The 23,868-nt window shown below is 62.2% G+C and carries 21 protein-coding genes; 14 read left to right on the forward strand and 7 right to left on the reverse strand.

The genetic code is table 11. From position 1 onward, the window contains the following. Window positions 1-309 precede the first annotated feature (309 nt). From P0D68_RS01005 to P0D68_RS01020, 4 genes are all read left to right on the forward strand, one after another. Window positions 310-1,044, forward strand: a complete 735-nt coding sequence (locus P0D68_RS01005) for a gluconate 2-dehydrogenase subunit 3 family protein (protein ID WP_408295609.1) — start codon at window positions 310-312, stop codon at window positions 1,042-1,044. Further along, window positions 1,044-2,822: a GMC family oxidoreductase gene (locus P0D68_RS01010; protein WP_408295611.1), complete on the forward strand. Its 1,779-nt coding sequence runs from the start codon at window positions 1,044-1,046 to the stop codon at window positions 2,820-2,822. The genes P0D68_RS01005 and P0D68_RS01010 overlap by 1 nt, the downstream gene beginning before the upstream one ends. Beyond that, the gene (locus P0D68_RS01015) at window positions 2,819-4,189 is read left to right on the forward strand and encodes a c-type cytochrome (RefSeq protein ID WP_408295614.1); all 1,371 of its coding nucleotides are present in this window, start codon (window positions 2,819-2,821) and stop codon (window positions 4,187-4,189) included. The genes P0D68_RS01010 and P0D68_RS01015 overlap by 4 nt, the downstream gene beginning before the upstream one ends. Window positions 4,190-4,394: 205 nt before the next feature. After that, complete coding sequence (locus tag P0D68_RS01020; RefSeq protein ID WP_408295617.1) at window positions 4,395-5,588, forward strand: porin; 1,194 nt, start codon at window positions 4,395-4,397, stop codon at window positions 5,586-5,588. Between the two features lie 70 nt (window positions 5,589-5,658). On the opposite strand, the gene P0D68_RS01025 is transcribed toward P0D68_RS01020, so the two are convergent. Together P0D68_RS01025 and P0D68_RS01030 are read right to left on the reverse strand one after the other, a co-directional pair. Next, window positions 5,659-6,519, reverse strand: a complete 861-nt coding sequence (locus P0D68_RS01025; RefSeq protein ID WP_408182668.1) for a helix-turn-helix domain-containing protein — start codon at window positions 6,517-6,519, stop codon at window positions 5,659-5,661. Between the two features lie 136 nt (window positions 6,520-6,655). Further along, window positions 6,656-7,204 (reverse strand): carboxymuconolactone decarboxylase family protein, encoded by a 549-nt coding sequence (locus P0D68_RS01030; RefSeq protein ID WP_408295620.1) that lies wholly within the window; start codon window positions 7,202-7,204, stop codon window positions 6,656-6,658. A 444-nt stretch (window positions 7,205-7,648) separates the two neighbouring features. Between P0D68_RS01030 and P0D68_RS01035 the strand changes: the two genes are divergently transcribed. The 5 genes from P0D68_RS01035 (at window position 7,649) to P0D68_RS01055 (ending at window position 11,981) form a co-directional block, all read left to right on the forward strand. Next, entirely contained in the window at window positions 7,649-8,251 is a 603-nt protein-coding gene (locus P0D68_RS01035; protein WP_408295623.1) for a serine O-acetyltransferase, read from the forward strand. Further along, complete coding sequence (locus P0D68_RS01040) at window positions 8,248-9,054, forward strand: alanyl-tRNA editing protein (RefSeq protein WP_408295626.1); 807 nt, start codon at window positions 8,248-8,250, stop codon at window positions 9,052-9,054. Before P0D68_RS01035 ends, P0D68_RS01040 begins: the two co-directional genes overlap by 4 nt. Beyond that, complete coding sequence (locus P0D68_RS01045) at window positions 9,051-10,277, forward strand: MFS transporter (RefSeq protein WP_408295629.1); 1,227 nt, start codon at window positions 9,051-9,053, stop codon at window positions 10,275-10,277. The genes P0D68_RS01040 and P0D68_RS01045 overlap by 4 nt, the downstream gene beginning before the upstream one ends. Next, window positions 10,274-11,206 carry a PLP-dependent cysteine synthase family protein gene (locus P0D68_RS01050; RefSeq protein ID WP_408295632.1) on the forward strand — a complete coding sequence of 311 codons (933 nt, stop codon included), beginning with the start codon at window positions 10,274-10,276 and terminating at the stop codon, window positions 11,204-11,206. Before P0D68_RS01045 ends, P0D68_RS01050 begins: the two co-directional genes overlap by 4 nt. A 178-nt stretch (window positions 11,207-11,384) precedes the next feature. After that, the gene (locus P0D68_RS01055) at window positions 11,385-11,981 is read left to right on the forward strand and encodes a putative pterin-binding protein (protein ID WP_408295635.1); all 597 of its coding nucleotides are present in this window, start codon (window positions 11,385-11,387) and stop codon (window positions 11,979-11,981) included. 21 nt (window positions 11,982-12,002) lie between these two features. Here P0D68_RS01055 and P0D68_RS01060 read toward each other — a convergent pair whose 3' ends face one another. Beyond that, window positions 12,003-12,920 (reverse strand): LysR family transcriptional regulator, encoded by a 918-nt coding sequence (locus P0D68_RS01060; protein WP_091809210.1) that lies wholly within the window; start codon window positions 12,918-12,920, stop codon window positions 12,003-12,005. Between the two features lie 185 nt (window positions 12,921-13,105). On the opposite strand from P0D68_RS01060, the gene benA reads away from it, so the two are divergent. The 4 genes from benA to P0D68_RS01080 are packed head-to-tail and all read left to right on the forward strand — an operon-like array spanning window position 13,106 to window position 16,823. Further along, window positions 13,106-14,497 (forward strand): benzoate 1,2-dioxygenase large subunit, encoded by a 1,392-nt coding sequence (benA, locus tag P0D68_RS01065; protein WP_408182687.1) that lies wholly within the window; start codon window positions 13,106-13,108, stop codon window positions 14,495-14,497. Further along, window positions 14,494-14,985: a benzoate 1,2-dioxygenase small subunit gene (gene benB, locus P0D68_RS01070; protein ID WP_408295639.1), complete on the forward strand. Its 492-nt coding sequence runs from the start codon at window positions 14,494-14,496 to the stop codon at window positions 14,983-14,985. Before benA ends, benB begins: the two co-directional genes overlap by 4 nt. Window positions 14,986-15,009: 24 nt before the next feature. Continuing rightward, on the forward strand, window positions 15,010-16,029 hold the full coding sequence (gene benC, locus P0D68_RS01075; RefSeq protein WP_408182692.1) for a benzoate 1,2-dioxygenase electron transfer component BenC: 1,020 nt from the start codon (window positions 15,010-15,012) through the stop codon (window positions 16,027-16,029). A gap of 5 nt (window positions 16,030-16,034) precedes the next feature. Next, window positions 16,035-16,823, forward strand: a complete 789-nt coding sequence (locus P0D68_RS01080) for a 1,6-dihydroxycyclohexa-2,4-diene-1-carboxylate dehydrogenase (protein ID WP_408295642.1) — start codon at window positions 16,035-16,037, stop codon at window positions 16,821-16,823. An 11-nt stretch (window positions 16,824-16,834) separates the two neighbouring features. Here P0D68_RS01080 and P0D68_RS01085 read toward each other — a convergent pair whose 3' ends face one another. Genes P0D68_RS01085 through P0D68_RS01095 form a run of 3 tightly spaced genes read right to left on the reverse strand, consistent with a single transcriptional unit; the run spans window position 16,835 to window position 20,477 of the window. Beyond that, entirely contained in the window at window positions 16,835-17,941 is a 1,107-nt protein-coding gene (locus P0D68_RS01085; protein WP_408295645.1) for a porin, read from the reverse strand. Between the two features lie 53 nt (window positions 17,942-17,994). Continuing rightward, complete coding sequence (locus P0D68_RS01090) at window positions 17,995-19,323, reverse strand: uracil-xanthine permease family protein (RefSeq protein WP_408295648.1); 1,329 nt, start codon at window positions 19,321-19,323, stop codon at window positions 17,995-17,997. Between the two features lie 38 nt (window positions 19,324-19,361). After that, window positions 19,362-20,477 (reverse strand): aryl-sulfate sulfotransferase, encoded by a 1,116-nt coding sequence (locus tag P0D68_RS01095; RefSeq protein ID WP_408295651.1) that lies wholly within the window; start codon window positions 20,475-20,477, stop codon window positions 19,362-19,364. Window positions 20,478-20,581: 104 nt separating this feature from the next. Here P0D68_RS01095 and P0D68_RS01100 point away from each other — a divergent pair, with 104 nt between their 5' ends. Beyond that, a complete protein-coding gene (locus tag P0D68_RS01100; RefSeq protein ID WP_408295654.1) occupies window positions 20,582-21,538 on the forward strand; it encodes a LysR family transcriptional regulator in 957 nt (318 codons plus the stop codon). Here the strand turns inward: P0D68_RS01100 and P0D68_RS01105 are convergent. Next, the gene (locus tag P0D68_RS01105; protein ID WP_408295657.1) at window positions 21,531-23,675 is read right to left on the reverse strand and encodes a tetratricopeptide repeat protein; all 2,145 of its coding nucleotides are present in this window, start codon (window positions 23,673-23,675) and stop codon (window positions 21,531-21,533) included. The two genes, P0D68_RS01100 and P0D68_RS01105, sit on opposite strands and share 8 nt — an antisense overlap. Window positions 23,676-23,868 lie beyond the last annotated feature (193 nt).

A 23,868-nucleotide genomic window follows, 5' to 3' on the forward strand; every position in this document is an offset into this window, starting at 1 on the left:
ACGAGCCGCGCCTGCGGCTTCTTCCTCGAAGCAGACGCTCCCGGTCGTCCATTCGCCGCCTGTTGCGCACGCGCCGCAACCGAGTCGCGAAACCCACGCTCCGCACTCGCCACCGCCGTGGCTTACGCCAAAAAATACCTTTGATTCAAAAGGAATTTTTATAAAAACCCCGCATTTCATCACTTCATGAAACAACTTATTGTAAAAAAGTTAAAAGACTTTGGAACCGGTTCCATTTAAGATACCGCCGGCATTCCGATGACTGCCCGGGGGCGCAATGGCGCGCTCCGATCTGGTGACTAAAACAACATGCCTTCATCCCCTCTCAGCTCGCGCCGCGGCTTTTTGCGCACGGCTATTGCCCTCGTTCCGGCCGGCACGCTCGCCGGCTGCGACGTCAAGCCGTCCGCGACCAACGCCGCGACCGGTTCGAGCGCCAACGCGTCCGCAAACCCCACATCCGGCCCCGACTACAAGCCGCAGTTCTTCGATGCGAAGGAATGGGCGTTCATTCACGCTGCGGTCGACCGTCTGATTCCGGCGGATAGCGAAGGCCCCGGCGCCGTCGAAGCCGGCGTGCCCGAATTCATCGACCGGCAGATGGATACGCCGTACGCGCATGGCGCGCTCTGGTACATGCAGGGTCCGTTCGCGCAAGGCGTGCCGGAACTCGGCTACCAGTTGAAGCTGGTGCCGCGCGATCTCTACCGGCTCGGTATTGCGGCGGTCAATGCGTATTGCGCGAAGACCCACGCGCATTCTTTCGACGCCCTCGACGCCGCCACGCGCGACACCGTGCTCGCCGAGCTCGAGAAAGGCAAGATCGATCTCGCCGACGTGCCGGCCGCCACTTTCTTCGGCCAACTCCTGCAGAACACGCGCGAAGGCTACTTCTGCGATCCGATCCACGGCGGCAATCGCGACATGGCCGGCTGGAAGATGATCGGCTTCCCCGGCGCGCGCGCCGATTTCATGGACTTCGTCAATCAGAACGGCGCGGCCTATCCGTATGGCCCGGTGTCGATCGAAGGAAAGCGCAGCTGATGTCTACTCAAACCAAACCTCATGTCGACGCAGTGATCGTCGGCTTCGGCTGGACCGGCGCGATTCTCGCGAAGGAACTCACCGAAGCGGGACTGAACGTGCTCGCGCTCGAACGCGGCGAGTATCGCGACACCTACCCGGACGGCGCGTATCCGAACACGATCGACGAACTGACTTACAACGTCCGCAAGAAGCTGTTCCTCGACCTCTCGAAGACCACCGTGTCGATCCGTCATAACGTCGCCGATACGGCGCTGCCGTACCGGCAACTCGCCGCGTTTCTGCCGGGAGAAGGCGTGGGCGGCGCGGGGCTGCACTGGTCGGGCGTGCATTTCCGCATCACGCCGGAAGAACTGCGTCTGAAGAGTCACTACGAAGAACGCTATGGCAAGCGCTTCATTCCCGAAGGCATGACGATTCAGGATTACGGCGTCAGCTATGAAGAACTCGAACCGCATTTCGACTTCGCCGAAAAAGTGTTCGGCACCTCAGGCCAGGCGTACAAGGTCAACGGCAAAGTGGTCGGCGACGGCAACATTTACGAAGCGCCACGCAGCGACAACTTTCCGCTCGCCGCGCAACTGAACACCTATTCCGCCGAACGCTTCGGCAAGGCCGCGCGCGAACTCGGGTTGAATCCGTATCGTTTGCCTTCGGCGAATACGTCGGGGCCCTACACGAACCCGTACGGCGTGCAGATGGGTCCCTGCAACTTCTGCGGATTCTGCAGCGGCTACGCCTGCTACATGTATTCGAAGGCGTCGCCGAACCTGAATATCCTGCCCGCGCTGAAGCAATCGCCGAACTTCGAGTTGCGCTCGCGCTGCCACGTGTTGCGGGTCGACCTCGACGACACGAAAAAGCGCGCCAAAGGCGTGACGTATGTCGATCCGGCGGGCAACGAAGTGTTTCAGCCGGCCGATCTGGTGATCGTCGCGGCGTTCCAGTATCACAACGTGCATCTGCTTCTGCTGTCAGGCATCGGCAAGCCGTATGACCCGATCTCGGGCGAAGGCGTGGTCGGCCGCAACTTCGCCTATCAGAACCTCTCGACCATCACCGCGTTCTTCGACAAGGACACCTTCACCAATCCGTTCATCGGCGCGGGTGGCAACGGCATTGCGGTCGACGACTTCAACGCCGACAATTTCGATCACGGCCCGCTCGGTTTTGTCGGCGGTTCGCCGCTGTGGGTGAACCAGGCGGGCACCAAGCCGATCAGCGGCATCGCGACGCCAGCGGGTACGCCTAACTGGGGCGTCGACTGGAAGAAGTCGGTGAAGGACCACTACGCGCACACCATTTCAATGGACGCGCACGGCACCAACATGTCGTACCGCGACGTGTTCCTCGATCTCGATCCGACCTACCGCGATTCGTACGGCCAGCCGCTGTTGCGCATGACCTTCGACTGGAAGGACAACGACATCAAAATGGCCCGCTACGTGACCGGCCAGATGCAGAAGATCGCGCAGCAAATGGGTCCGAAATCGATCAACGTCTACACGCGCGAATTCGGCGCGCACTTCGACTCGCGCCGCTATCAGACCACTCACCTGGTGGGCGGCGCGGTGATGGGCACCGATCCGAAGACGAGCGTACTGAACCGCTACCTGCAAAGCTGGGACGTGCATAACGTGTTCGTGATGGGCGCGTCTGCTTTCCCGCAAGGTATTGGCTATAACCCGACCGGTCTTGCCGCGGCGCTCGCTTACTGGTCGGCGCGCGCCATCCGCACGCAGTATCTGAAGAACCCCGGGCCGCTGGTGAGCGTATGACGAAGAAAAACAATTTCAAACGCCTCACGCAGGCAATCCGGCGCGTGAGCGCGGCGTCGTGGTTCGCAGCCGCGGCGTTGAGCGCAACGACGCTCGCCGCGCACGCGGCAGCGCCTCAGAACCCGAGCAACGCGACGTTGATTGCGCATGGCGAGTACCTCGCGCGTGCCGGCGATTGCATTGCGTGTCACTCGGCGAGCGCGGGCAAGCCATTTGCCGGCGGCCTGAAGTTCGACACGCCGATCGGCGCGATCTACTCGACCAATATCACGCCGGACCGCAACAGCGGCATCGGTGCGTGGACGTTCGCGCAGTTCGACCGCGCGGTGCGCGCCGGCGTGAAACCGAACGGCGATACGTTGTATCCGGCCATGCCGTACCCTTCGTATGCGCGCCTGAGCGAAGACGACATGCACGCGCTGTACGCGTACTTCACCCAAGGCGTCGCGCCGGTCAACCAGAAGAACCTTCCGGTCGATATCGTCTGGCCGCTGTCGATGCGCTGGCCGCTCGGCATCTGGCGCCATCTGTTCGCGCCCGAGCCGGTTTCATTCGACGCGACGCACTACGCCGATCCAGTCGTCGCTCGCGGCGCCTATCTCGTGCAAGGTCTCGGCCATTGCGGCGCCTGTCATACACCGCGCGCGGCGACGATGCAGGAACGTGCGTTGAGCGACCTCGATGGTCCAGCGTTCCTCGCGGGCGGCGCGACGATCGACGGCTGGATTCCGTCGAGTCTGCGCGGCAATCCGCGCACCGGCATCGGCGCGTGGAGCGAAGTCGATCTCGTGCAATTCCTGAAGACCGGACGCACGCAGCACAGCGCGGCCTTCGGCGGCATGACGGATGTCGTGCAGCACAGCATGCAGCACATGAACGACGCCGATCTCACGGCAATGGCGCGTTATCTGAAGACGCTGCCGTCGAGCGATCCGAAGGAAACGCCGTACGTGTACGACGACAAGGCCGCGCGCGCGCTGCGCTCGGGCGACGCCACCGCGCCGGGCGCTGCCGTCTATCGCGACAACTGCACCGCTTGCCATCGCAGCGATGGTCGCGGCTACAACCGCGTGTTTCCGGCGCTGAGCGGCAATCCGGTCGTGCAGGGCAAGGACGCGACGTCGCTGATTCATGTGCTGCTCACCGGCAGTACGCTCGAAGGCACGAAGACTGCGCCCTCCTCGTTCACCATGCCCGCGTTCGGCTGGCGCTTGAACGATCAGGAAGTCGCCGACGTGACCAACTTCGTGCGCAACAGTTGGGGCAACACCGGCCAGACGGTCAGCGCGACGGACGTCGCCAAAGTCCGCAAGACAGTGACTGTGCACGCCCCCGAGTTGCCGCCCGGCGCTGCGTTGAGCCACTGACCACAGGCTGCCTCGCGTGGCGCGTCCCGCATTGGGACGCACCACCTGGGGCGCGCGGTGGTGAGTATCCGCTCCTGCTACCCCTTCCCCCGCTTCACGCAGTCCGCTCCGTTGGTCAGGAGCGGGTTCTGGCGTGCGCGGAAAAAAGAGAGATCGCCATTCAGGCGACTTGAGATAGACGTTCCAACCAGGACTGAAAACAACGATGAAAAAGCAATGGATTGCCGCACCCCTCTTGATGTCTTTTGCCGGCATTGCGTGCGCGCAGAGTTCTGTCGTGCTGTACGGCATCGTCGATGCGGGCATCTCGTACCGCAGTAACGAGCGCACCGGCACCACCAGCAACTATAGCGGCCACTCGAACGTCGCCCTGACGAGCGGCAACCTGTCCGGCAGCCGCTGGGGCATCAAGGGGCAGGAGGACCTCGGCGGCGGTTGGAACGCGCTATTTCAGCTCGAGGACGGCTTCGACATCACGAACGGCAAGACCGGGCAGAACGGTGGTTTGTTCGGCCGTCAGGCCTATGTGGGCATCGGCAGCCGGCAATACGGCACGATCACGCTGGGCCGTCAGTACACTTCGCTGAACGATTTCGTCGCGCCTGTCGCACCGGTCGCGATGGTCGGCGGCTACGGCGCGCATCCGGGCGACATCGACGATCTCGATCAGACCGCGCGCGTGAACAACTCGATCAAGTACACGAGCGCGAACTATTCGGGCTTCACATTCGGCGCGCTGTACGGTTTCGGCGGCCAGCCCGGCAGTCTTAAGCAGCAGAACACCTGGAGCGTGGGCGCTGCTTACGGCAACGGACCGCTGCATGTGGGCGTCGGCTACGAGCGATCCGACAACAGCAAGAGCGGTCCGCTGGACACGACCCACGGCAAGTGGAGCGGCACGGACGACGGCCTGTTCAATTCATCGATCAATGAGGGCTACGCCAGCGCGCAATCGCAGCAGATCATCGCGACGGGCGCAACCTACGACTTCGGCCCGGCGATTGTTGGTGTGAATTACAGCAACGTGCAATACCGCTCCGGCGCCGACTCGCTGTTCAAGGGACATGCCACGTTCAATGTCGCGGGCGTATTCGGACAATGGACGATCCGTCCGGCCGTGCAACTGTTCGCGGGCTACAGCTACACGCGCGGTGGCGAAGTGGACGGCGTGGATGAGCGTGCGCAATATCACAACGTGACGCTCGGTGCGCAATACGCGCTCTCAAAGCGTTCGACGGCCTATCTGATGGGCGGCTATCAGCACGCGTCGGGCGGCACGCTGGATGCGCTCGGCAATCCGGTCGCGGCCACCGCGTCGGTCAGCGACAAGGGCAACGGCCACTCGTCGTCAGCGCAATCCCAGGCGATCGTCAGTATCGGCTTGCGGCACAGATTCTGATGCTCGGGTGCGGCGTTGGGAAGCGCCGCCAGCTTTCAGCAGCGGTTGCGCCAACCCCTTGCGGACGGGGTTAGCGCGGCGCCTGTGGCGCCGCGTCGAACATCTCCAGATGACGCGCTTCCGTTTCTTCATCGGCGGGGAACATGCATTCGAGGCGTAGTTCCTGCGCCGCGATTGTCTGTGGCGTGCCCACGCTCGCGACGATCGAGAAGTACTTCAGGACGTGGCCGTCCCTGACGAAGCCGATCGGTATGACAGGCATGGCCGCCGTCGAAGCATCCGCCGCCGGCGGATGGCCTCGCCCGAAGCTGGTTTGCACGGCCGGATAGGCACGCAGTTCGTCCAGCAACTCCCGCGTCCGTTCGTCGATCACACGCCCCACCGACTCCCGGTAGACCCGTTGGATCAGGCTGTCCGCCACGATTTGCCAGTCCGCCACGAACGGGCGCATGCCGTGCGGATCGAAAATCAGATGCAGCATATTGCGCGGCCCTTTGCGCGCCGCCATATCGATGAAGCAATTGAAAAAGCGCGGCGCCGCGTCGTTGGTCATCAGCACGTTCCAGTAGCGGTCCATGACCATCGCCGGAAACGGCTCATGCTGATGCAACATGCGGCCGAGCGCCTTCGTGACGCTCTGCATTTCCTGGGCGTTCCACGCGCTGTCCGCATACATCGGCGCATAGCCCGCCGCCAACAGCAGCGTATTGCGGTCGCGAAGCGGTATGTCGAGGGTTTGCGCGATATCCATCAGCATCTGACGGCTCGGCACACTGCGTCCGCTTTCAATAAAGCTGATATGACGTTGCGAGACGCCGGCCCTGAACGACAGGTCGAGCTGGCTGATGCCGCGCACGTCTCGCCAGTGACGCAACAGCACGCCGAGATCGTTCGGCGCCGCTTTCTTCAATGGATTCGCAGGATTCGTCATTCTCTTGCTCGCAAGTCGATTCAGACACTTGAGCGAGCGGGGAGCGTCCCGCTTCATGACGCGCCGCCCCCGCCACTCGAGCGTGGCTCGCCGGTCAGCATACTCGCTGGCGCGGCACATTACGTCGCTCGCGCGCTCAAGCCTGCCAGGCGTGAATCTGGAACTGCGCTTCCAGCGGTGGCTGCGCGATGCTGCCCACGTAGTTCGTGATCGTCGACGCCGCCGCGACCGCGAGCACTTCGAACACCTGATCGCGACGGAAGCCGGCTTCGAAGAAAGCGCTGAAGTCGTGCCCGTCGAGATGTCCGCGCTTCTCGATCGCGGTTTTCGTCAGTGCTGAAAGCGCGGCATGCTGACCGTCCGCGGGCGCGCAGCCTTTGCGAATCGCATCGACGTCGGCGGGGGCGAGCCCCTCCTGCAGCGCCAATGCGGTGTGAAACGCCACCGCCCACGCACATGCGTTGGTCACGGCGTTGGTCAACAGCAGCGTCTGGATCTGCGCTTCCGTGAAAGTGCCTGCGTGGACTCTCTGGAACAGGTTGATGAAGGCGCCGATCAGCACGGGCGATTCCGCCATCGCCCCCGCGATGTTAGGAATGAAGCCGAAATTCTCCTGAAGTTGCCGCAATACGGGCCTGGAGTGATCCGGCGCGGAGTCGATGGTGTGAATCTGAAACGTCGACATGATATGTCCTCGATTGGAGCAAGCGGCTCGGGATGAACCGCGCGACAACCGAAGATTAGGCGTGTGGTCGAGACTCGCCAATTACCTCGTATGTAATAGAAATGGTGGGGTGGTTTGGTGAGCCTATGCGGTCATAGTTAGTGGATATCTGGAATTTGGGAAATTTCGCACACCATGACAGGTAGATTTTGCGGCACACTAATCCATATGTATTCCTATACAGATTATAAAATCATGAGAGACATTTCAAATAACTCCACGGCATATGAGTCACCGCCAGCCTTTCTTCTAAATTCGAGCGGCGACGGTGTAGTACTGCCCGTCAACCAGACTCCTTGCCTTTATCTCCCGGTTGCAGATCTCCTGCGAGCCGCCCTGATGGAGTGCGCTCCGCCGGCACTGACCGCAGCAGTCTTCTCCCACCACTGTTTTGCGCAGGCATGCGTGTCCGCAGATGAAGACCTCAACGCCCTTCTCTCGAAAGATCCGGCCCAGCGCGGGTCGGCAACGACCGCTCTCATGGGGTCTACGTCATACAAAGCGATTCTGCATTACCGTCTCGCGCATGCGTTGATGACTATGGCCGATGCCAGCGAATTTCCGCGCCACGAACTGCAAGCCTATGCATCACTCGTCTCGGCTCGCGGCAAGCTTCTGTCCGGCGCGGAGATACATCCCGGATGTCAAATCGGCCGGCGTTTCGTTCTTGATCATGGCTGGGGTTCGGTCATCGGCGAGACCTGCGTTATCGGAGACGATTGCTATTTGCTAGGCGGCGTCACGTTAGGCGCCGCGGGTATCGCAAACAATCCGTCGTCCAGGCGTCACCCAACGCTCGGCGATCGCGTACAGATCGGAGCATTCGCGCGCGTCTTCGGCGACATTCAGATCGGCAACGACGTATTCATCGGCACGCATTGCTGTGTCACACAAGACATCGAATCGAATTCCATTGTTACGCTTCGGTCCGAGACGCAAATCGTTCGGGGTGGCGCTGCCACGGCTCGCGTCACCGGATCGCAAGAATCGAGGTCAATCCACTCATGATTTCAATCGCAAGGTGCACCAACAAGCTCTACTATTCGGATAACTCTTTATTTCGAGTTAAAGCAATCGTTTCAAAGATCGGCAATGACTATGTCGAACTGGACGCCACGGTCGCCTATCCCGAAGGAGGCGGTCAGGAGTCGGATATCGGTACGCTAACGCTGCTGGATGGCAATGCAATCCGGTTCATTCATGCGCGCAAGATGTACGGACAACGCGCCAACATTCCCGACTTTCCGGACATCCAGACAGGAGGTGTCGTCGAACATGTGATTCATCCCGAGGACGTCCAACATCTCGCGACGCTGACGAAGGGCGACGAAATACAGGTCAGCATCGATACGCTGCGCAGGGCTCGACTATCCTTGAGCCACACGGCGTCGCATCTGGTGTATCTGGGCGTCGGCAGGATTAGACCCGATGCCGTTGCATGGACGCTGGGATGCCATATCCGGCCTGACGGAGCGCGTTTCGATTTCGCCGTCAACAACCGTTTTACGCCGGAGGAAGTGCTTGCTATCGAGCACATCGCCAACGACTTTGTCGCTCGCGGCGGCGCAGTTCACACCTATGCGCATCCGAACCATGTCGACGCGCGTTATTGGCAATGCGAAGACAATGTCATGCCCTGCGGCGGCACGCACATCGGCAGCACAGCGCCCATAGGGCGTATCCGTGTTCGTCGCAAGAGCATGGGATCCGGGAAGGAACGCCTGTCATGCCAATTCGACAATGCGCGCTTCGACACCGCCGTGTTCCATGACGGGAAGTGTCACAACACTTTGGCGGGAATGCTGCCATGAAGGGCATTGACGCCACGTCGCGGTTGAGCCAAGCCAACCAAGGCAAGCTGCCCGGCATGACTTATCTTCTCGCGCTGTGCCAGGCCATTAACCTCACGGCGGCAGTGGTGTCCGTCACCATCGCCGCGCTGGCAGGCGACATGCTCGCGCCCAATCACGCTTGGGCTACGGTCCCATATGGCGTCCAGTTCGCGGCGGTCGCTGTCTTTACTTATCCGGCCACAAGTTTCATGCGTCGCCATGGTCGAAAAAAAGCGTTTCTGCTCGGCGCAATGTTTCTGATTGCAGCAGGCGTTATCGGCTATGACGCGACCACGCGGCACGGCTTTTTGCAACTGATCGCCGCGCACGGAATGCTCGGCATCTATGTCGCTTTCGCGAACTTCTATCGCTTTGCCGCCGTTGACGGGCTTGCACAACCCATGCGCCCGAAGGCCGTATCGCTAGTGGTAGCCGGTGGCCTCGTTGCCGCAATTAGTGGCCCTCTTCTGTCGATCGGACTGAAGGATGTCGGAGGTTTTGCAACGTTCTCTCTCTGCTATGCGTCTTTTGTTCTGCTGGGGCTCATCACCATTGCGTTAGTCGTGTTCTGGCGTCCAATTGACTCTCCCCCAACCGCTATTCAATCGGTTGACTCACCCAATGTCGCCACATCCCGCATTGCACCCGCGATAGTCGCCTCTGCGTCGAGCTACCTGATTATGAATCTGCCGATGGTTCAGGCGTCGCTTCTCATGGAATCGATGTGCGTCTCGTTCGATGCCAGTTCGCTTGCCATTCAGGGTCACGTTATCGCAATGTTCGCACCATCTTTCGTGACCGGCGCGATCCTGGTCCGGGTCGGCCACCGTAACTGTCTTCTCGCCGGCTACCTTTTGCTGGCGTGTGCGGCGGCGCTGGGTATCTTGGCCGTGAGTCTTTGGGCGATGGTCGCGGGGCTGATCTTACTCGGCGTGGGATGGAATTTCGGCTACGTCGGCGGCGGCGCCCTGTTGGCCTGCACTGTGACTGACCGCAACCGACACCGGACGCAGGGCATCAACGATTCCATCATCGCAATCTGCGCAACCGCTGGCGCTTTTCTCCCAGCCGTACTGCAAACATTGATCGGCTGGCGAAACACAAACCTGCTCTGCCTCGCTCTTTGCGCGATTGCCGGCGCCTTTACGTGGGTGTGCATGCGAGAAGCCCCGGCGCGAAATGCGGAGGCGCTTCCGTCATGACGGTCAACCTGGTTCATACGCGCGCTAACGCCGACATTGCCATCAGCAACGACGTTCGGGTCACACCGCTTCGCGAGATTCAACCCGGACTTCTTCTCAAGTTCGAATGCGACAATCCCGGCGGCAGCCACAAAGTACGCGCGGCTCGCTATATTGTTCGCAGCGCAGTCGAAACCGGCGACATTGTCCCGGGACAAACCACCGTGATTGAAAAAACCGGTGGCAACTTTGGCTTCGGACTCACGCTCGCATGTCAGGCGTATGGCGTGCCTGTCGAACTTGCAGTTGGGCTGGGCTTCAGTGCTGTCAAACGCCGCTGTCTCGAACTGTACGGCGCCCGGCTTATCGGACTCGACATGCTCGAACGTGGTGCGACACCGCGTGAGGTAGTGCAATGGCATTTAGAGCACGAGGCAGAAAATGAGCGCAGCTACTTCTATACCGACCAATTTCGCAACCCTGCCAGTGTCGCCGCCCACGAATTCGAGACCGGGCCCGAGATCGCAGCGCAACTTAAAGCGTGGCCTCTGGTAGAAAGACTGACCTTTGTGTCGTGCGCCGGCACGGGTGCCAGCCTCATCGGAATTGCCAAAGCACTGACACTGGCGGGGTATTCCGTCACTGTCGTCCTGGTGGAGCCGAAAGGATGCGACTCGCGGAACGGCATATTTTCGGATCACAAACTCGAGGGAATGTCGGTAGGCGTCGTGCCGCCCTTTCTCGATTGGGATCTGATCAGTGAGATCAGGACCGTCTCGCACGACGAGGTCTTGAACACACGCAAATCCTTTGCACGCACGTCCGGCTTTCTTGCGGGCAACACGGCTGCCGCATGCCTGACCGTAGCGAGCAGTCTGGCGCGAGACGCCACCGCCGATCACAAGATCCTGTCTGTCTTTTACGACCACGGCCTATGGTACGTCCGCTAGGTTCCCGGTTTGAGGGTATCGAGCCGACTCGATACTGACGGGTCCGTGGTGCGACAACGCCCGCGCGTGGATAAGGAGTGCGTATTCGTAACACCCTACGCCGCAATCTGCCTGACAATAGAGACCGCGACGATCTGCCCCCTCACGTCGCCCCACTCATTGTCCGGAGACCACGCAAATGAACAAGCGCCAGTTTCTAAGCAGCGCGGCTCTACTGAGCGCGGCTGCCGCGCCCGCATTCGGCGGCCAGCCTGCCCGCAAGCAAGCCTGCGCGGCATCGCCCGTCATTCTCACGATCAGCGGCGCGATCAGGCGTCACAATCGTGGCGCGCTCGATCCCGCGTTCGACCAGTTGCTCGCCAAGCATCAGGTGAAGTTTTCCGAAGCCTATGGCGTCGATTCAGCATTGATCGCCAGCATGCCGGCCGTGACGATCAAGCCCACCACGGAATACGATTCCCGCCAGCACACCTTGAGCGGCCCATTGCTCACTCACGTGCTGGAGCATGTCGGCGCCCCGAGCGCTGGCAACACGCAAATCGTCATGCACGCAGTAGATGGCTACGCAGTGGCGACGACACTCGACAAGGTGCGCGCCTACCAATTCATCGTGGCGACCCAAATGGACGGCAAGCCGCTGCCGCTTGGCGGCGTCGGCCCGCTATGGGCAACCTACGACGCGGACAATATCCCCGAGTTGTCGAACAAACCGCTCAAGGACCGCTTCGAGCTGTCACCCTGGGGGCTCTATCACCTCCAGGTCACAGCGGCGTAACGGCAAGCCGCCGTCCGCGACTCAGCGCTTGCCCGGCGGCAAAAACTCCATCTGCTCCTCAACATACAGCGCGTAGATCAGCTTCAGCATCGCGCTGATGTCCTCCGATTCGTCGAGCATGCGCGTACTCATGATGATGGGCGAAACGAGGTTCGGGTCGTCCAGATTCATGTAGCTCACGTCATCGCGCTTCAGGCCGTACACGCTGCTCGGCACGATCGCGACGCCTTCCCCGGCGGCCACGAGGCCGAGCGCAATCTGCAATTCACGCGTTTCGTACAGCCGATGCGGTTTGAGCGAGCGGTCATGGAACGCCGCGAGCACCTGATCCGCAAAGCTCGGGCGCGGCGCCTTCGGGAAAATGATCAGCGTCTCGCCGAGCAGGTCGTGCAGCGACAACTCGGGCTTCGACGCCGTGAGCGGATGACCCACCGGCAGCGCCACGATCATGCGCTCCTCGCGCAGCACGACCCGGCGCACGCTCGGATCCTCGTGACGAATACGGCCGAAGCCGACATCGATACGCCCTTCTTTGAGCGCCTTGATCTGATCCATGGTGGACAGTTCGTGGAGGCTCAACTCCACCGCGCTGTTTTCGTCGCGAAAGCGGCGGATGATTTTCGGCAGCATGCCGTACAGCGTCGAGCCGACGAAACCCACCGACAGGCTGCGCTCGATCTTGCCCACACGCTTTGTCATCGATTCCAGTTCGGCGGTTTGCGCGAGCAACTGCACCGCATGCGAATAAAAGAAGCGCCCGGTGTCGCTGAGATTGAGCGGACGTGAGCCGCGCTCGAACAGCAGCACGCCAAGCGACTCCTCCAGTTGCTGGATCTGCCGGCTGAGCGGTGGCTGCGCAATGTGCAGACGTTCGGCAGCGCGGGTGAAATTGCGCTCCTCGGCAACCGCAACGAAATAGCGTAAATGGCGCAATTCCATGACCATACCTTTTAGATATGAACCCGATACTAAAACGGTGTTGGACGCATTAAACGCACGCCAACTATCCTGCACTTACACCTGAATTCCACACAGATTATACCTTTCAGGCATTGCATTGCATGACGGCAGCGACAGCGTTTCGCGGCGCCGTTCGACAAGCGGACTTCTGTCAGGAGACAACCATGATTCCGATTTACCCCGATCGCGCGCCGCGCCTTACCGGCATCGACGACTTTCTGGTCGAAGACGCCGAGCGCGGCGACTATCGCCTGCATCGCAGCGCCTTCACGGACCCGGCCCTGTTCGAACTCGAAATGCGGCACATCTTCGAGGGCAACTGGATTTATCTGGCGCACGAAAGCCAGATCCCGAACAACAACGACTACTACACGACCCACATGGGACGCCAGCCGGTCGTGATCGCCCGCAACCGGCAAGGTGAGTTGAATGCCTTCATCAATGCGTGCACGCATCGCGGCGCGATGCTGTGCCGCCACAAGCGCGGTAACAAAGCCACCTACACCTGCCCGTTCCATGGCTGGACTTTCAACAATAGCGGCAAGCTTCTGAAGGTCAAAGATCCGGAAGATGCCGGTTATCCCGACTGCTTCAACAAGGAAGGCTCGCACGACCTGAAGAAGATCGCGCGCTTCCAGAGCTATCGTGGCTTTCTGTTCGGCAGCCTGAATGCCGACGTGCTGCCGCTGGAAGCGTTTCTCGGCGAGGCCGCGCGCATCATCGACATGATCGTCGATCAGTCGGAAGACGGGCTCGAAGTGCTGCGCGGCGCATCGACCTATACGTATGAAGGTAACTGGAAACTGCAAACCGAAAACGGCGCCGACGGCTATCACGTCTCGGCGGTTCACTGGAACTATGCGGCGACGACCAACCACCGTAAGGAAGAAAACGCACGGGTCGATCAGGTCCGCGCGATGGACGCGGGCAACTGGGGCCGGCAAGGCGGCGGCTTCTATGCGTTCGAACACGGGCACATGTTGCTGTGGTCGCGTTGGGCCAATCCGGAAGACCGTCCGAATTTCAGCCAGCGTGACGCTTTTGCCGCGCGCTGCGGCAGCGAGACCGCCGACTGGATGATCCAGAATTCACGCAACCTGTGCCTCTATCCGAACGTGTATCTGATGGACCAGTTCGGTTCGCAGATCCGCCTGCTGCGCCCCCTCTCCGTCGACAAGACCGAAGTGACGATCTACTGCATCGCGCCCAAAGGCGAATCGGCCGAAGCGCGTGCGCGCCGCATCCGGCAATACGAAGACTTCTTCAATGTGAGCGGCATGGCCACGCCCGACGATCTCGAAGAATTTCGCGCCTGTCAGCAAGGCTATGCCGGCAGCGCGCTCGAATGGAACGACATGTGCCGTGGCGCGCAACACTGGATCGAAGGTCCGGACGAAGCGGCGAGCCGCATCGGCCTCAAGCCATTGATGAGCGGCGTCAAAACCGAGGACGAGGGACTCTACACCGTGCAGCATCGCTATTGGGTCGAGACGATGAAACAGGCGTTGAAGCCGGCAACGGCGCCAGCCCGGTCCGCCGAAGGAGTCGACGCATGAAGCCGATCGTCATCACCGACCTCGAAGCGTTTCTCTACCGCGAAGCGCGCCTGCTCGACGACGAGCAATGGGACGACTGGCTCCAGTGCTACCACCCCGATGCGGTGTTCTGGATGCCTTCATGGGACGACGAGGACAAACTCGTCACCGATCCGCAAACCGAAATCTCGCTGATCTATTACCCCAATCGCCAGGGGCTCGAAGACCGTGTGTTCCGCATCAAGACCGAGCGCTCGAGCGCGACGATGCCGGACACGCGCACCAGCCACAACATCAGCAACGTGGAACTGGAGAGCGAGCAGGACGGCGTGTGCACCGTGCGCTTCAACTGGCACACGCTGAGCCACCGCTACAAGACGAATTACAGCTACTTCGGCATGTCGCGCTACGTGATCGACTTTTCGGGCGATGAGCCGCGGATCCTGAACAAGTATGTCGTACTGAAGAACGACTACGTCAATCAGGTTATCGACATTTACCACATCTGAACAGACGTGGTTCGGGAGCAGCACATGGAACACAGCATTGCACTTCAATTCGAAGACGGCGTGACCCGCTTCATCACCTGCCGCGACAACGAAACGTTGTCGGACGCGGCGTATCGCCAGAAGGTCAACATTCCGCTGGACTGCCGCGACGGCGCATGCGGCACGTGCCGAGGCTTCTGCGAATCCGGCCAGTACGATCTGCCCGCGTCGAGTTATATCGAAGACGCGCTCACCGCGGACGAAGCCGCTCAAGGCTACGTGCTCGCCTGTCAGACGCGGCCGCGCTCGGACTGCGTGATTCGGGTGCCGGCTTCGTCGGCCGCGTGCAAGACCGGCGTGTCGAAGCATGCGGGCAAACTGGCGGCGATCGACAAACTCACCGACTCGACCATCCATTTTTCAATCGACGTAGACCAGCCGGAGCAATTGGGCTTTCTGCCCGGTCAATATGTGAACGTCGACATTCCGGGCAGCGACACCTTCCGCTCGTACTCGTTCAGTTCCGCTCCCGGCGCTACGCAGGCCGCTTTCGTGGTGCGCAACGTACCGGATGGCCGCATGAGCCGCTATCTGTGCGAGGAAGCACAAGCGGGACAGCGCATTACCTTTTCCGGTCCCTATGGCAGCTTCTATCTGCGCGAGCCGGTGCGTCCCGTGCTGTTTCTCGCCGGCGGCACCGGCATTGCGCCGTTTCTCTCGATGCTGCATGTGCTTGGCGCACGCGGCAGTACGCAACCGGTTCGCATGGTCTATGGCGTCACGCATGACAGGGACCTGGTAGGCACCGAGCAGCTCGATGCGGCACAACGCGCGATCGGGCAATTCGAATACCGCACGTGTGTGGCCGACGCCGCCAGCGATCACGCTCGCAAAGGTTATGTGACGGAGCATGTGGACCCCGCGTGGCTGAACGACGGCGATGTCGACGTCTATCTGTGCGGCCCCGTAGCAATGGTCGAGGCCGTGCAGACGTGGCTACGCGCCAGCGGCATCACGCCGGCGCATTTCTTCTACGAGAAATTCTCGGCAAGCAATCTCGCGTGATGACCATGACTTCGTCCAACCAACGCTTCAATGAAAAAGTCGTGATCGTCACCGGCGCGGCGCAAGGCATCGGCCGGGGCGTGGCGCTGCGCGCCGCCGCCGAAGGCGCTATCGTCGTGCTCGCCGACCGCGCGGAACTCGTGCACGAGGTCGAGGCGGACATCGCCGCCCTCGGTAGTCCCACTCTCGCCGTGATCGCGGATCTGGAGACTTACGCCGGTGCGTGCAAGCTGATGCGAGCGGCGCTCGACGCCTTCGGCAAGATCGACGTGCTGGTCAACAACGTGGGCGGCACGATCTGGGCCAAACCATACGAAGAGTATGACGAAGCGCAGATCGAAGCCGAAGTGCGCCGCTCGCTCTTCCCCACTTTATGGAGTTGCCGCGCGGTGCTGCCCGCCATGATCGCGCAGCGGCGCGGGGCGATCGTGAACGTGTCGTCGATCGCGACGCGCAGTATCTACCGCGTGCCGTATGCGGCATCAAAGGGTGGCGTGAACGCGTTAACCGCCAGTCTCGCTTTTGAACATGCGGACGACGGCATCCGCGTGAACGCCGTCGCCACCGGCGGCACCGAGGCGCCGCCACGCAAGGTGCCGCGCAATACGGCGCCGCAGAGCGAGCAGGAGGCACGCTGGTATCAGGGCATTGTCGATCAGACCATCGCGTCGAGTTTGATGCACCGTTACGGCACGATCGACGAACAGGTCGGCGCGATTCTGTTTCTCGCCTCGGACGAGGCGTCGTATATCACCGGCACCGTGTTGCCCGTGGGCGGCGGCGACCTCGGTTGATACGGGCTGGCTCAGAACAGGTGATGGATTCCACTGAGGAACACCGTCTGCCGTCCGCCTGACGCGGCGCCAATGCCGAGCGTATTGGCCACCGCGCCGCCGCTCGCGGTCTCGAACATCAGATCCGCGTAGAGCTGCGTGGTTTTCGACAGCGAATACACATTGGCCACCGTGAACTGCGTCCAGCGACGCCCGTCGAGCGTCGCGGTCCACGCGCCGGCCGCGACTTCCTCAGCGGGCGTCAAACGCAAATTGGCGCCGCCGTCGATGCTCCGAAAGTGTTCACTGCCACCGTTCGAGGCGATCCGTACATCGGTGGCGAGCGCGTGCAGCGTCACCCGCTCGAAACGATACGACCCACCAATGCCCATGTCACGCACCTGTTTCGCGTTGAAGGTCGCGCCCGGCGCGAGCGTCTGCCCTTCGAACGAGGTCAGGCCGAGTCCGTTCGAGAGCGGCAGCAAGCGGTCGCGATACTCGGAATACACGGCCACCAGCTTGAGCGGACCATTGCTATAGTTAGCGCCGAAGCTGATAGTCCGTCCGTTGGTATTGCTGGCCGTCGCGCCCGGAAATCCATACAGCGCGCCGAGCGTCAGGCCGCGATAGCTCGCGCTCTTCCATTTCACCGTGCTCGACAACTGCACGGGCAAGGTGCTGCCGAGTCCATCCAGATTGCCGGGGTGAAACGCGGAGAAGTCGCCGAGCACCTGCCCTGTCGAGACCGACCCGAGCCAGTCGAAATTCCAGTCTGTCTGGCGGCCGAGGGTCACTGTGCCGAACATCGGATCGGCCAGGCCCACGTACGCCTGGCGGTTGAAGAACGTGCTGCTGCTCGCGGACGCGCCCGTCGTCGTGACGAAACCACTTTCGAGCCTGAACACCACCGAGCGGCCCGCGCCGATATCTTCGACGCCCTGAAAGCCGAAGCGGTCGGCCTGCAAGGTGCCCTGCTCCGCGATATAAGCCGGCGCGCCGTGCAGATTGCTCACGTAACCCAGACCTGCATCGAGACTGCCGTACAGCGTGACACTGCTCTGCGCGTAGGCCGTCGAGGAAACGACGAGCGCGAGCGAGCCCGCGACGAGCGTCGCGTGGAAAGCGATTTTGTTTTTCATGGCGTGTGGGTGAAGCGTTGGAAGGAAAACTGCGAGGGCCCGCAAGCCCGACATCAGGTGGTCTGGATGTTCTCCGCCGGTGCGAGGCGCCACGCGCCGAACACCAGATTGACAACGATGGCCGTGAGCGTGCCCGCCGCCATGCCGTTGCCCAGCACGATCTGCAACGGTCCGGGGAACGACGCGTAGACGTTCGGCACCAGCACCGGTATCAGCCCCACGACGAGCGCCGCCGCCAGCGTGTACTGATTGCCTCGCTCATGCAGGTCGACCTTGCCGAGCAGATTGATGCCCATCACACCGATCATCGCGAAGACGATCAGCGCGGTGCCGCCGACCACCGCCGCCGGAATCGCGTAGGCGAAACGCCCGAGCGGCGCGAACAGGGCGATCAGCATCAGCATGCCGCCCGCCGTTGCGGTGACGTAGCGCGAGCGCACGCCCGTGGTCTGCACGACGCCGATATTCTCCGCGCTGGTGATGATGAGCGACGTGCCCAGCAGCGAGCCGATCAATGACGCGAGCGCATCGCCGCGAATCGTGCGCGGCACGTCGCGCCGCATGTCGATCTTCCTGCCCGTAATTTCGCCGACGGCTACCGTCTGCCCCGTCGCCTCGGCCATCGAGATCACGCTGAAGATCAGCATGGGCAGCGCGGCCAGCACGTCGAAACGCGGCATGCCAAATGGCAGCAGCGTCGGCAGCGTGACGAGCGGGCCGCTCCAGAGTCCGCCCGCGGCCATCTGCCCCGTCGCCCAGCCTGCGAATGTGCCGACGGCGAGGCCCAGCAGCACCGCGAGCCTGCCCACGGTGCCCTTGAACAGACGCGCCACCGCGAGCGTGGCCACGATCGTGACCAGCGCAAGGCCGAGCGACTGAGGCCGCGCGAAAGCCGGCGTACCCGGCTGTCCGACAATGATGCCGGCGTAGATCTTGATGAGGCTCACCGACACGAGCAATAGCATCGTGCCCACCACCACGCGTGGAAAAAACCGCAGGCAGCGCGCGAATACCGGCAGCACGATCCAGTAGAACAGACTGGTGAGAATCGCGGCGCCTGCCGCCGTACGCAAATCCGTTTGCGTCGCGATAACGGCGAACAGCATGGCGGGCGCGCCGCCTGGCACCATCACGAAGGGCAGCCGCGCACCGATCGGCCCGGCGCCGAGCGACTGCAGCAGCGTGCCCAAGCCGCACACGAAAAAGGTCGCGCCGATCAGATGCACCGTCATGTCCGACGGCAGCGACACCATGCGCGACACGAGAAAAACCGCGGTGACCGGCGAGGCGGCCATGGACAGCACATGCTGCAGGCCGAACAGCACGAGTTGCCACGCGGGCAAGCGCGCGTCGACGCTATGAATGGCGGGTTCTGGATTCACGTTACCCTCGGAGTTCGAAGCGCAATGAAGCGCGGCAGTCATGCGCGCAGCCGCGGCAATTGCTCGCGGCTGTAGCGGAAAGTCTGGAACACGCTGTTCAACTGGCCCGGACCGGTTTTACGCGCCGCTTCGTCCGGATACTCGCCGAACCACGGAATCACGTATTCCCACACCACCTTGCCCGCCGGCGTCACTTCGAACAGACGCCCGGTGGCCGACTCGGTGATATGCGTGTTGCCGTTCGCGAGGCGTTGGGCGTTGCCCATGAACGCGCTGTAGAACATGTTCACCATGTCGTCGGCATACGACCACACCACTTCGCGGCTCGACGGATCGATCTCCAGCACGCGTGAGAACGCCACGTGCGCGCCGGTGCGGAAGTTACCGTTGTCGAAGGTGAGAACGTTGCCGTTGGCGAGCGCCACCGGGGCGTGCTGATGCGAGACCACGCTCGGCGGGATATACGTCGTTACGCCGCCACTCTCGCGATCGACGGCGATAATGCCCGACGTGGTGCGCAAACTCATCAGCACTTCGCCCTTGGCGTTCACGCCGAGCCCGTTCACGAGCGGCCAGTGATAGCGGCCAAAGCCCGGCGCAATCGGAAAGTCCTTGGGATTCAGATGCTCCCAGGCCTTCCACTCCCACACCAGTTCACCGGCGCGATTCACTTCGCGAATCACGTCGCCGTACATCACCTCTTCGGGTCCATGCGCCGTGCCGCCTGGCACGCGTTCCGCAAAAGCTGCCGGCACCGGCGCGCACGCGGCATACAGCAGATTGCCGTTCGGCAGCCACTGCGCGTCGTGGTGATGTGCGGGGTCCTGGTAGCGCCAGACCACTTCGCCTTGTGGCGTGACTTCATAGAAATCGCCGCCATGCCACATCGACCACGGTGCGTAGCGGTCTTCCGAATCCGCATGGCTGCCGTTGTAGCCGAGATTGCCGTTCGGGAGAATCACCGCATGACGGCCGGGGCGCACCGGCATCCGCCATTCGTGCACGACCTCGCCGCCGATGTCGATGAGATACACGCGCCCGCCCGCCGTCTGCGGCGCGATCAGCGTATAGCCGCCGGCAGACAGTTTCGGGTCGTGAGCGATGAGACCGACGCCGCGGCGTCGCTGGGTGATTTGATCGACTGTGGTAGTCACGTTTCGCTCCGTTAAGATGATGGAGCAAAATCTAGGCTATTCGAGCCGTCAGGAAAATCTGATTGTTCTTTACAGGCCGTACGAAAAAACTATACGGTACATGCATGCGTCCAATATCACAGACATTCCGCTGTTTCGACGAGGTGGTCAGGCGAGGTTCGATTCGCAAGGCGGCCGAAGCGTTGCACCTGACCGCTGCCGCAGTGCACCAGCAGATTCTGAATCTGGAGGAACAGGTCGGCTCACCGCTCTTCGACCGCTTGCCGCGCGGCATGCAGCTCACCACGGCGGGGGAGATCATCATTGCCGCAGTGCGGCGCGGCCAGCGCGATTTCGACAACGCCATGACGCAAGTCGAAGATCTGCGCTCGCTGCGTCGCGGGCATGTGAATCTCGCGGTGTCGCCCTCGTCGGCCGAACAACTGGTGCCCGATGCGATCCAGGCGGCGATGAAGCGCTATCCGGGCGTGACCTATAGCGTGCGCTCGGGCAACGGCGAAAGCATCCTGAAGTGGGTGGAAACCGGCGAAGCGGACATCGGCTACGGCCTGCGCCGCAAACCGCCGCCCGGTGTAGTGGAAGTGCGCGCGTTCACGCAACATCTCGGTCTCGTCACGCCACCGGGGCATCCGCTCACGAAACTGCAGAAACGCCCACGCCTGCGCGAGTGCCTCGACTACCCGCTCATCCTGATGACGCCGGACACCGAGTTGCGCGCGATGGTGGATCAGATCGATCACCGCGAACGGCGCAAGGCGCCTCCGCTGGTGGAAACCAGCTCGGTATCCATGGTGCGCCGGCTCGTGGCGGACGGCGTCGGCATCGGTTTTCTGATCGCGGAGAACGTCGCCGAAGATATCGCGCAGCGTAAGCTGGCGTGGACACCTCTCGCCGATGCGGGCGCACAATCGTCCAGCTGCCTGTATCAGCGCTCGGATCTGACCACCACGGTCGCGATGAGCATGTTCCTGCAGTTTCTCGGCCAGGCCATCGAGACGGTCGACGACCGCTTTCATAAGGCAACGCAACCGGCTCGCAAGCGTAGCGCGCGCGTCACGTGAGCGCGCGGCCCACGGCAGCGAATCGTTCCGCGCACGCCTGCCGCACCCGCTCGACCGGCATCGACCAGTCCTCGCCCGGCGCGCGCCGGAACAGGCGCAGCGTGTGCGGATACCACGGGGAATCGCTGCGCTCGTGCATCCAGCGCCAGTCGATATCCTTTTCCGGCAACATCACCCAGCACGGTTTACCGAGCGACGCGGCCAGATGCACGGTGGAAGTGTCCACGCCGATCAACAGATCGAGTTGCGCGATGATCGCGGCGCTGTCGGCGAAATCGGTCACTAGCGATCCGAGGTCGAGGAGCGGCTGACCGGCGGGAGGATTCTTCGCCTCGTCTTCGCCCCGGCCTTTTTGCAGACTCACGAAGCTCACGCCCGGCACGCCCCAGAGCGGCGCCAGCATGGCGAGCGACGGGATCGACCGATTCGCGTCGTTATGATGGTTCGGATTGCCCTTCCACACCAGACCGATCCTGCGGCCGGGCGGCAGCGCATCCAGCATCGGCCGCCACCGTTCGACCAGCGACGGCTCGACCGTGAGACGCACGGCGCGCGGAATGGTAGCCACGCTCGTGCGCAGATGCAGCGGCGCGCTCAGCAGACTGGTCCAGCAATCGTAAGCGTTCGCTCGCGCGCGTGCGGTGTCGTGATCGAACACCGCATCCACACCATCGACGCAGGCCATCAACCTGTGCAGCGCCGGCGCGCAGGCAAAGGCGATATGGGAGGCGCCCTGTGCTTTCAGCAAAGCGAAATAGCGGCTGAACTGGATCATGTCGCCGAGGCCGTCTTCCTGCCACACCAGCAAGGACTTGCCCGCGAGCGGGCCGCCTTGCCACTGCGGGCAGCCCAGCATCGACGCGCTCGCGTGATGAACGAAGGCGGGCTGCGCGTAGCGGCACTCGTACAGACGCCATCCCTCTTCGAAGCGGCCCATGCCGAGCAGCAGGACAGCCAGGCCGAACCGCGCATCGCCGTAATCGGCACGTATCGCGAGCGCGCGGCGATACGCGTTTTCGGCCTCGGGCAGTCGCGTGAGCTGGGCCAACGCCGCGCCGAGGTTGTAGTGCGCCTCCGCCAGCTGCGGACCCACGCTGAGCGCTCGCTCGAATGCCTCGACAGCCGCCGGCAGACGATCGAGCCGGCGAAGCACGCAACCCAGGTTGTTGTGCGCATGAGCGAGATCGGGCCGCAGGCGAATCGCCTCGCGATAAGCCGTTTCGGCCTCGAACAGCTGCTCCTGCCTCGCCAACGCCGCGCCGAGGTTGTAGTGCGCTTCGGCGTAGTCGGGGCGTTGAGCGATGGCTTCGCGGTAAGCGGCCGAGGCTTCGGGCAAGCGTTCAAGATCAGCGAGCACCGTGCCGAGATTCAGGTGGGCTTGCGCATAATCCGCACGAATGGCAAGTGCAAGGCGAAAAGCCAGTTCGGCTTCGGCGAGACGGAACGTGGCCTTCAGCACGCCGCCGAGGTTGTTGAGCGCTTCCGGATAGTGCGGCCGGATTCTCAGCGCTTCGCGGTAGGCATCGTCCGCTTCGGCGAGACGGCCCAGTTCCATCAGCACGCTGCCGAGGTTGTTGTGGAGTTCGGCGTGATCCGGCAGTCCCGACAGCGCGTGGCGAAACGCCGCTTCCGCTTCGCGAAGGCGGCCCAGTTCGTGCAACACAATGCCGCAGTTATAGTGCGCTTCGGCGTAGTCGGGACGAAGCGCCAGCGCCTCGCGATAGGATGCCTCCGCCTCATCCCTGTAGCCGAGGCCATGGAGCACCGCGCCGAGATGATTGTGGGCGTCGGCGTGGCCTGGCCGCAACGCGACCAGTCTGCGGTACATCGCCTTGGCCGCGGACAAACGGCCTTGCGACTTGAGCAGCATGCCGAGTGTGCCGTACACCTCGGCATAACCGGGTTTGATGCGCAGACAGCGGCGCCACTGGTTTTCCGCATCCGCGGGGCGCTGCAAGGCAAACGAACACGCGCCGGCGATGTTCAATGCGTCGGCCCGCGCGTCGTCCGGCACGGCATCCGCTTCGAGCAGCGGCGTCACCATCGACAATGCCTCGGCGAATCGTGCGGCCGAGAACAGCGCGACGGCCTGCCGGTTGATGTCGTCGAGCGGGGAAGCGAACTGCGTGTCGGTCATGAGTCGTGTCACCGGGATCGGCGGCGATCCGGCCGGAAAAGCGGGAGATGTACCACACAGCTTAAGGGAATCGGCACACCTGTAACGCCGCGAAATGAACCACTTTCGGGCTTCTAATCCCGCGCTATATCCAGGATCACACCAGGATCACGCGATAAAAGCGGTCGCGGCGATGTTAGAATCGCCCGCGTCT

The organism is Paraburkholderia sp. RL17-380-BIE-A (assembly GCF_046028085.1).
Lineage (GTDB): Bacteria > Pseudomonadota > Gammaproteobacteria > Burkholderiales > Burkholderiaceae > Paraburkholderia.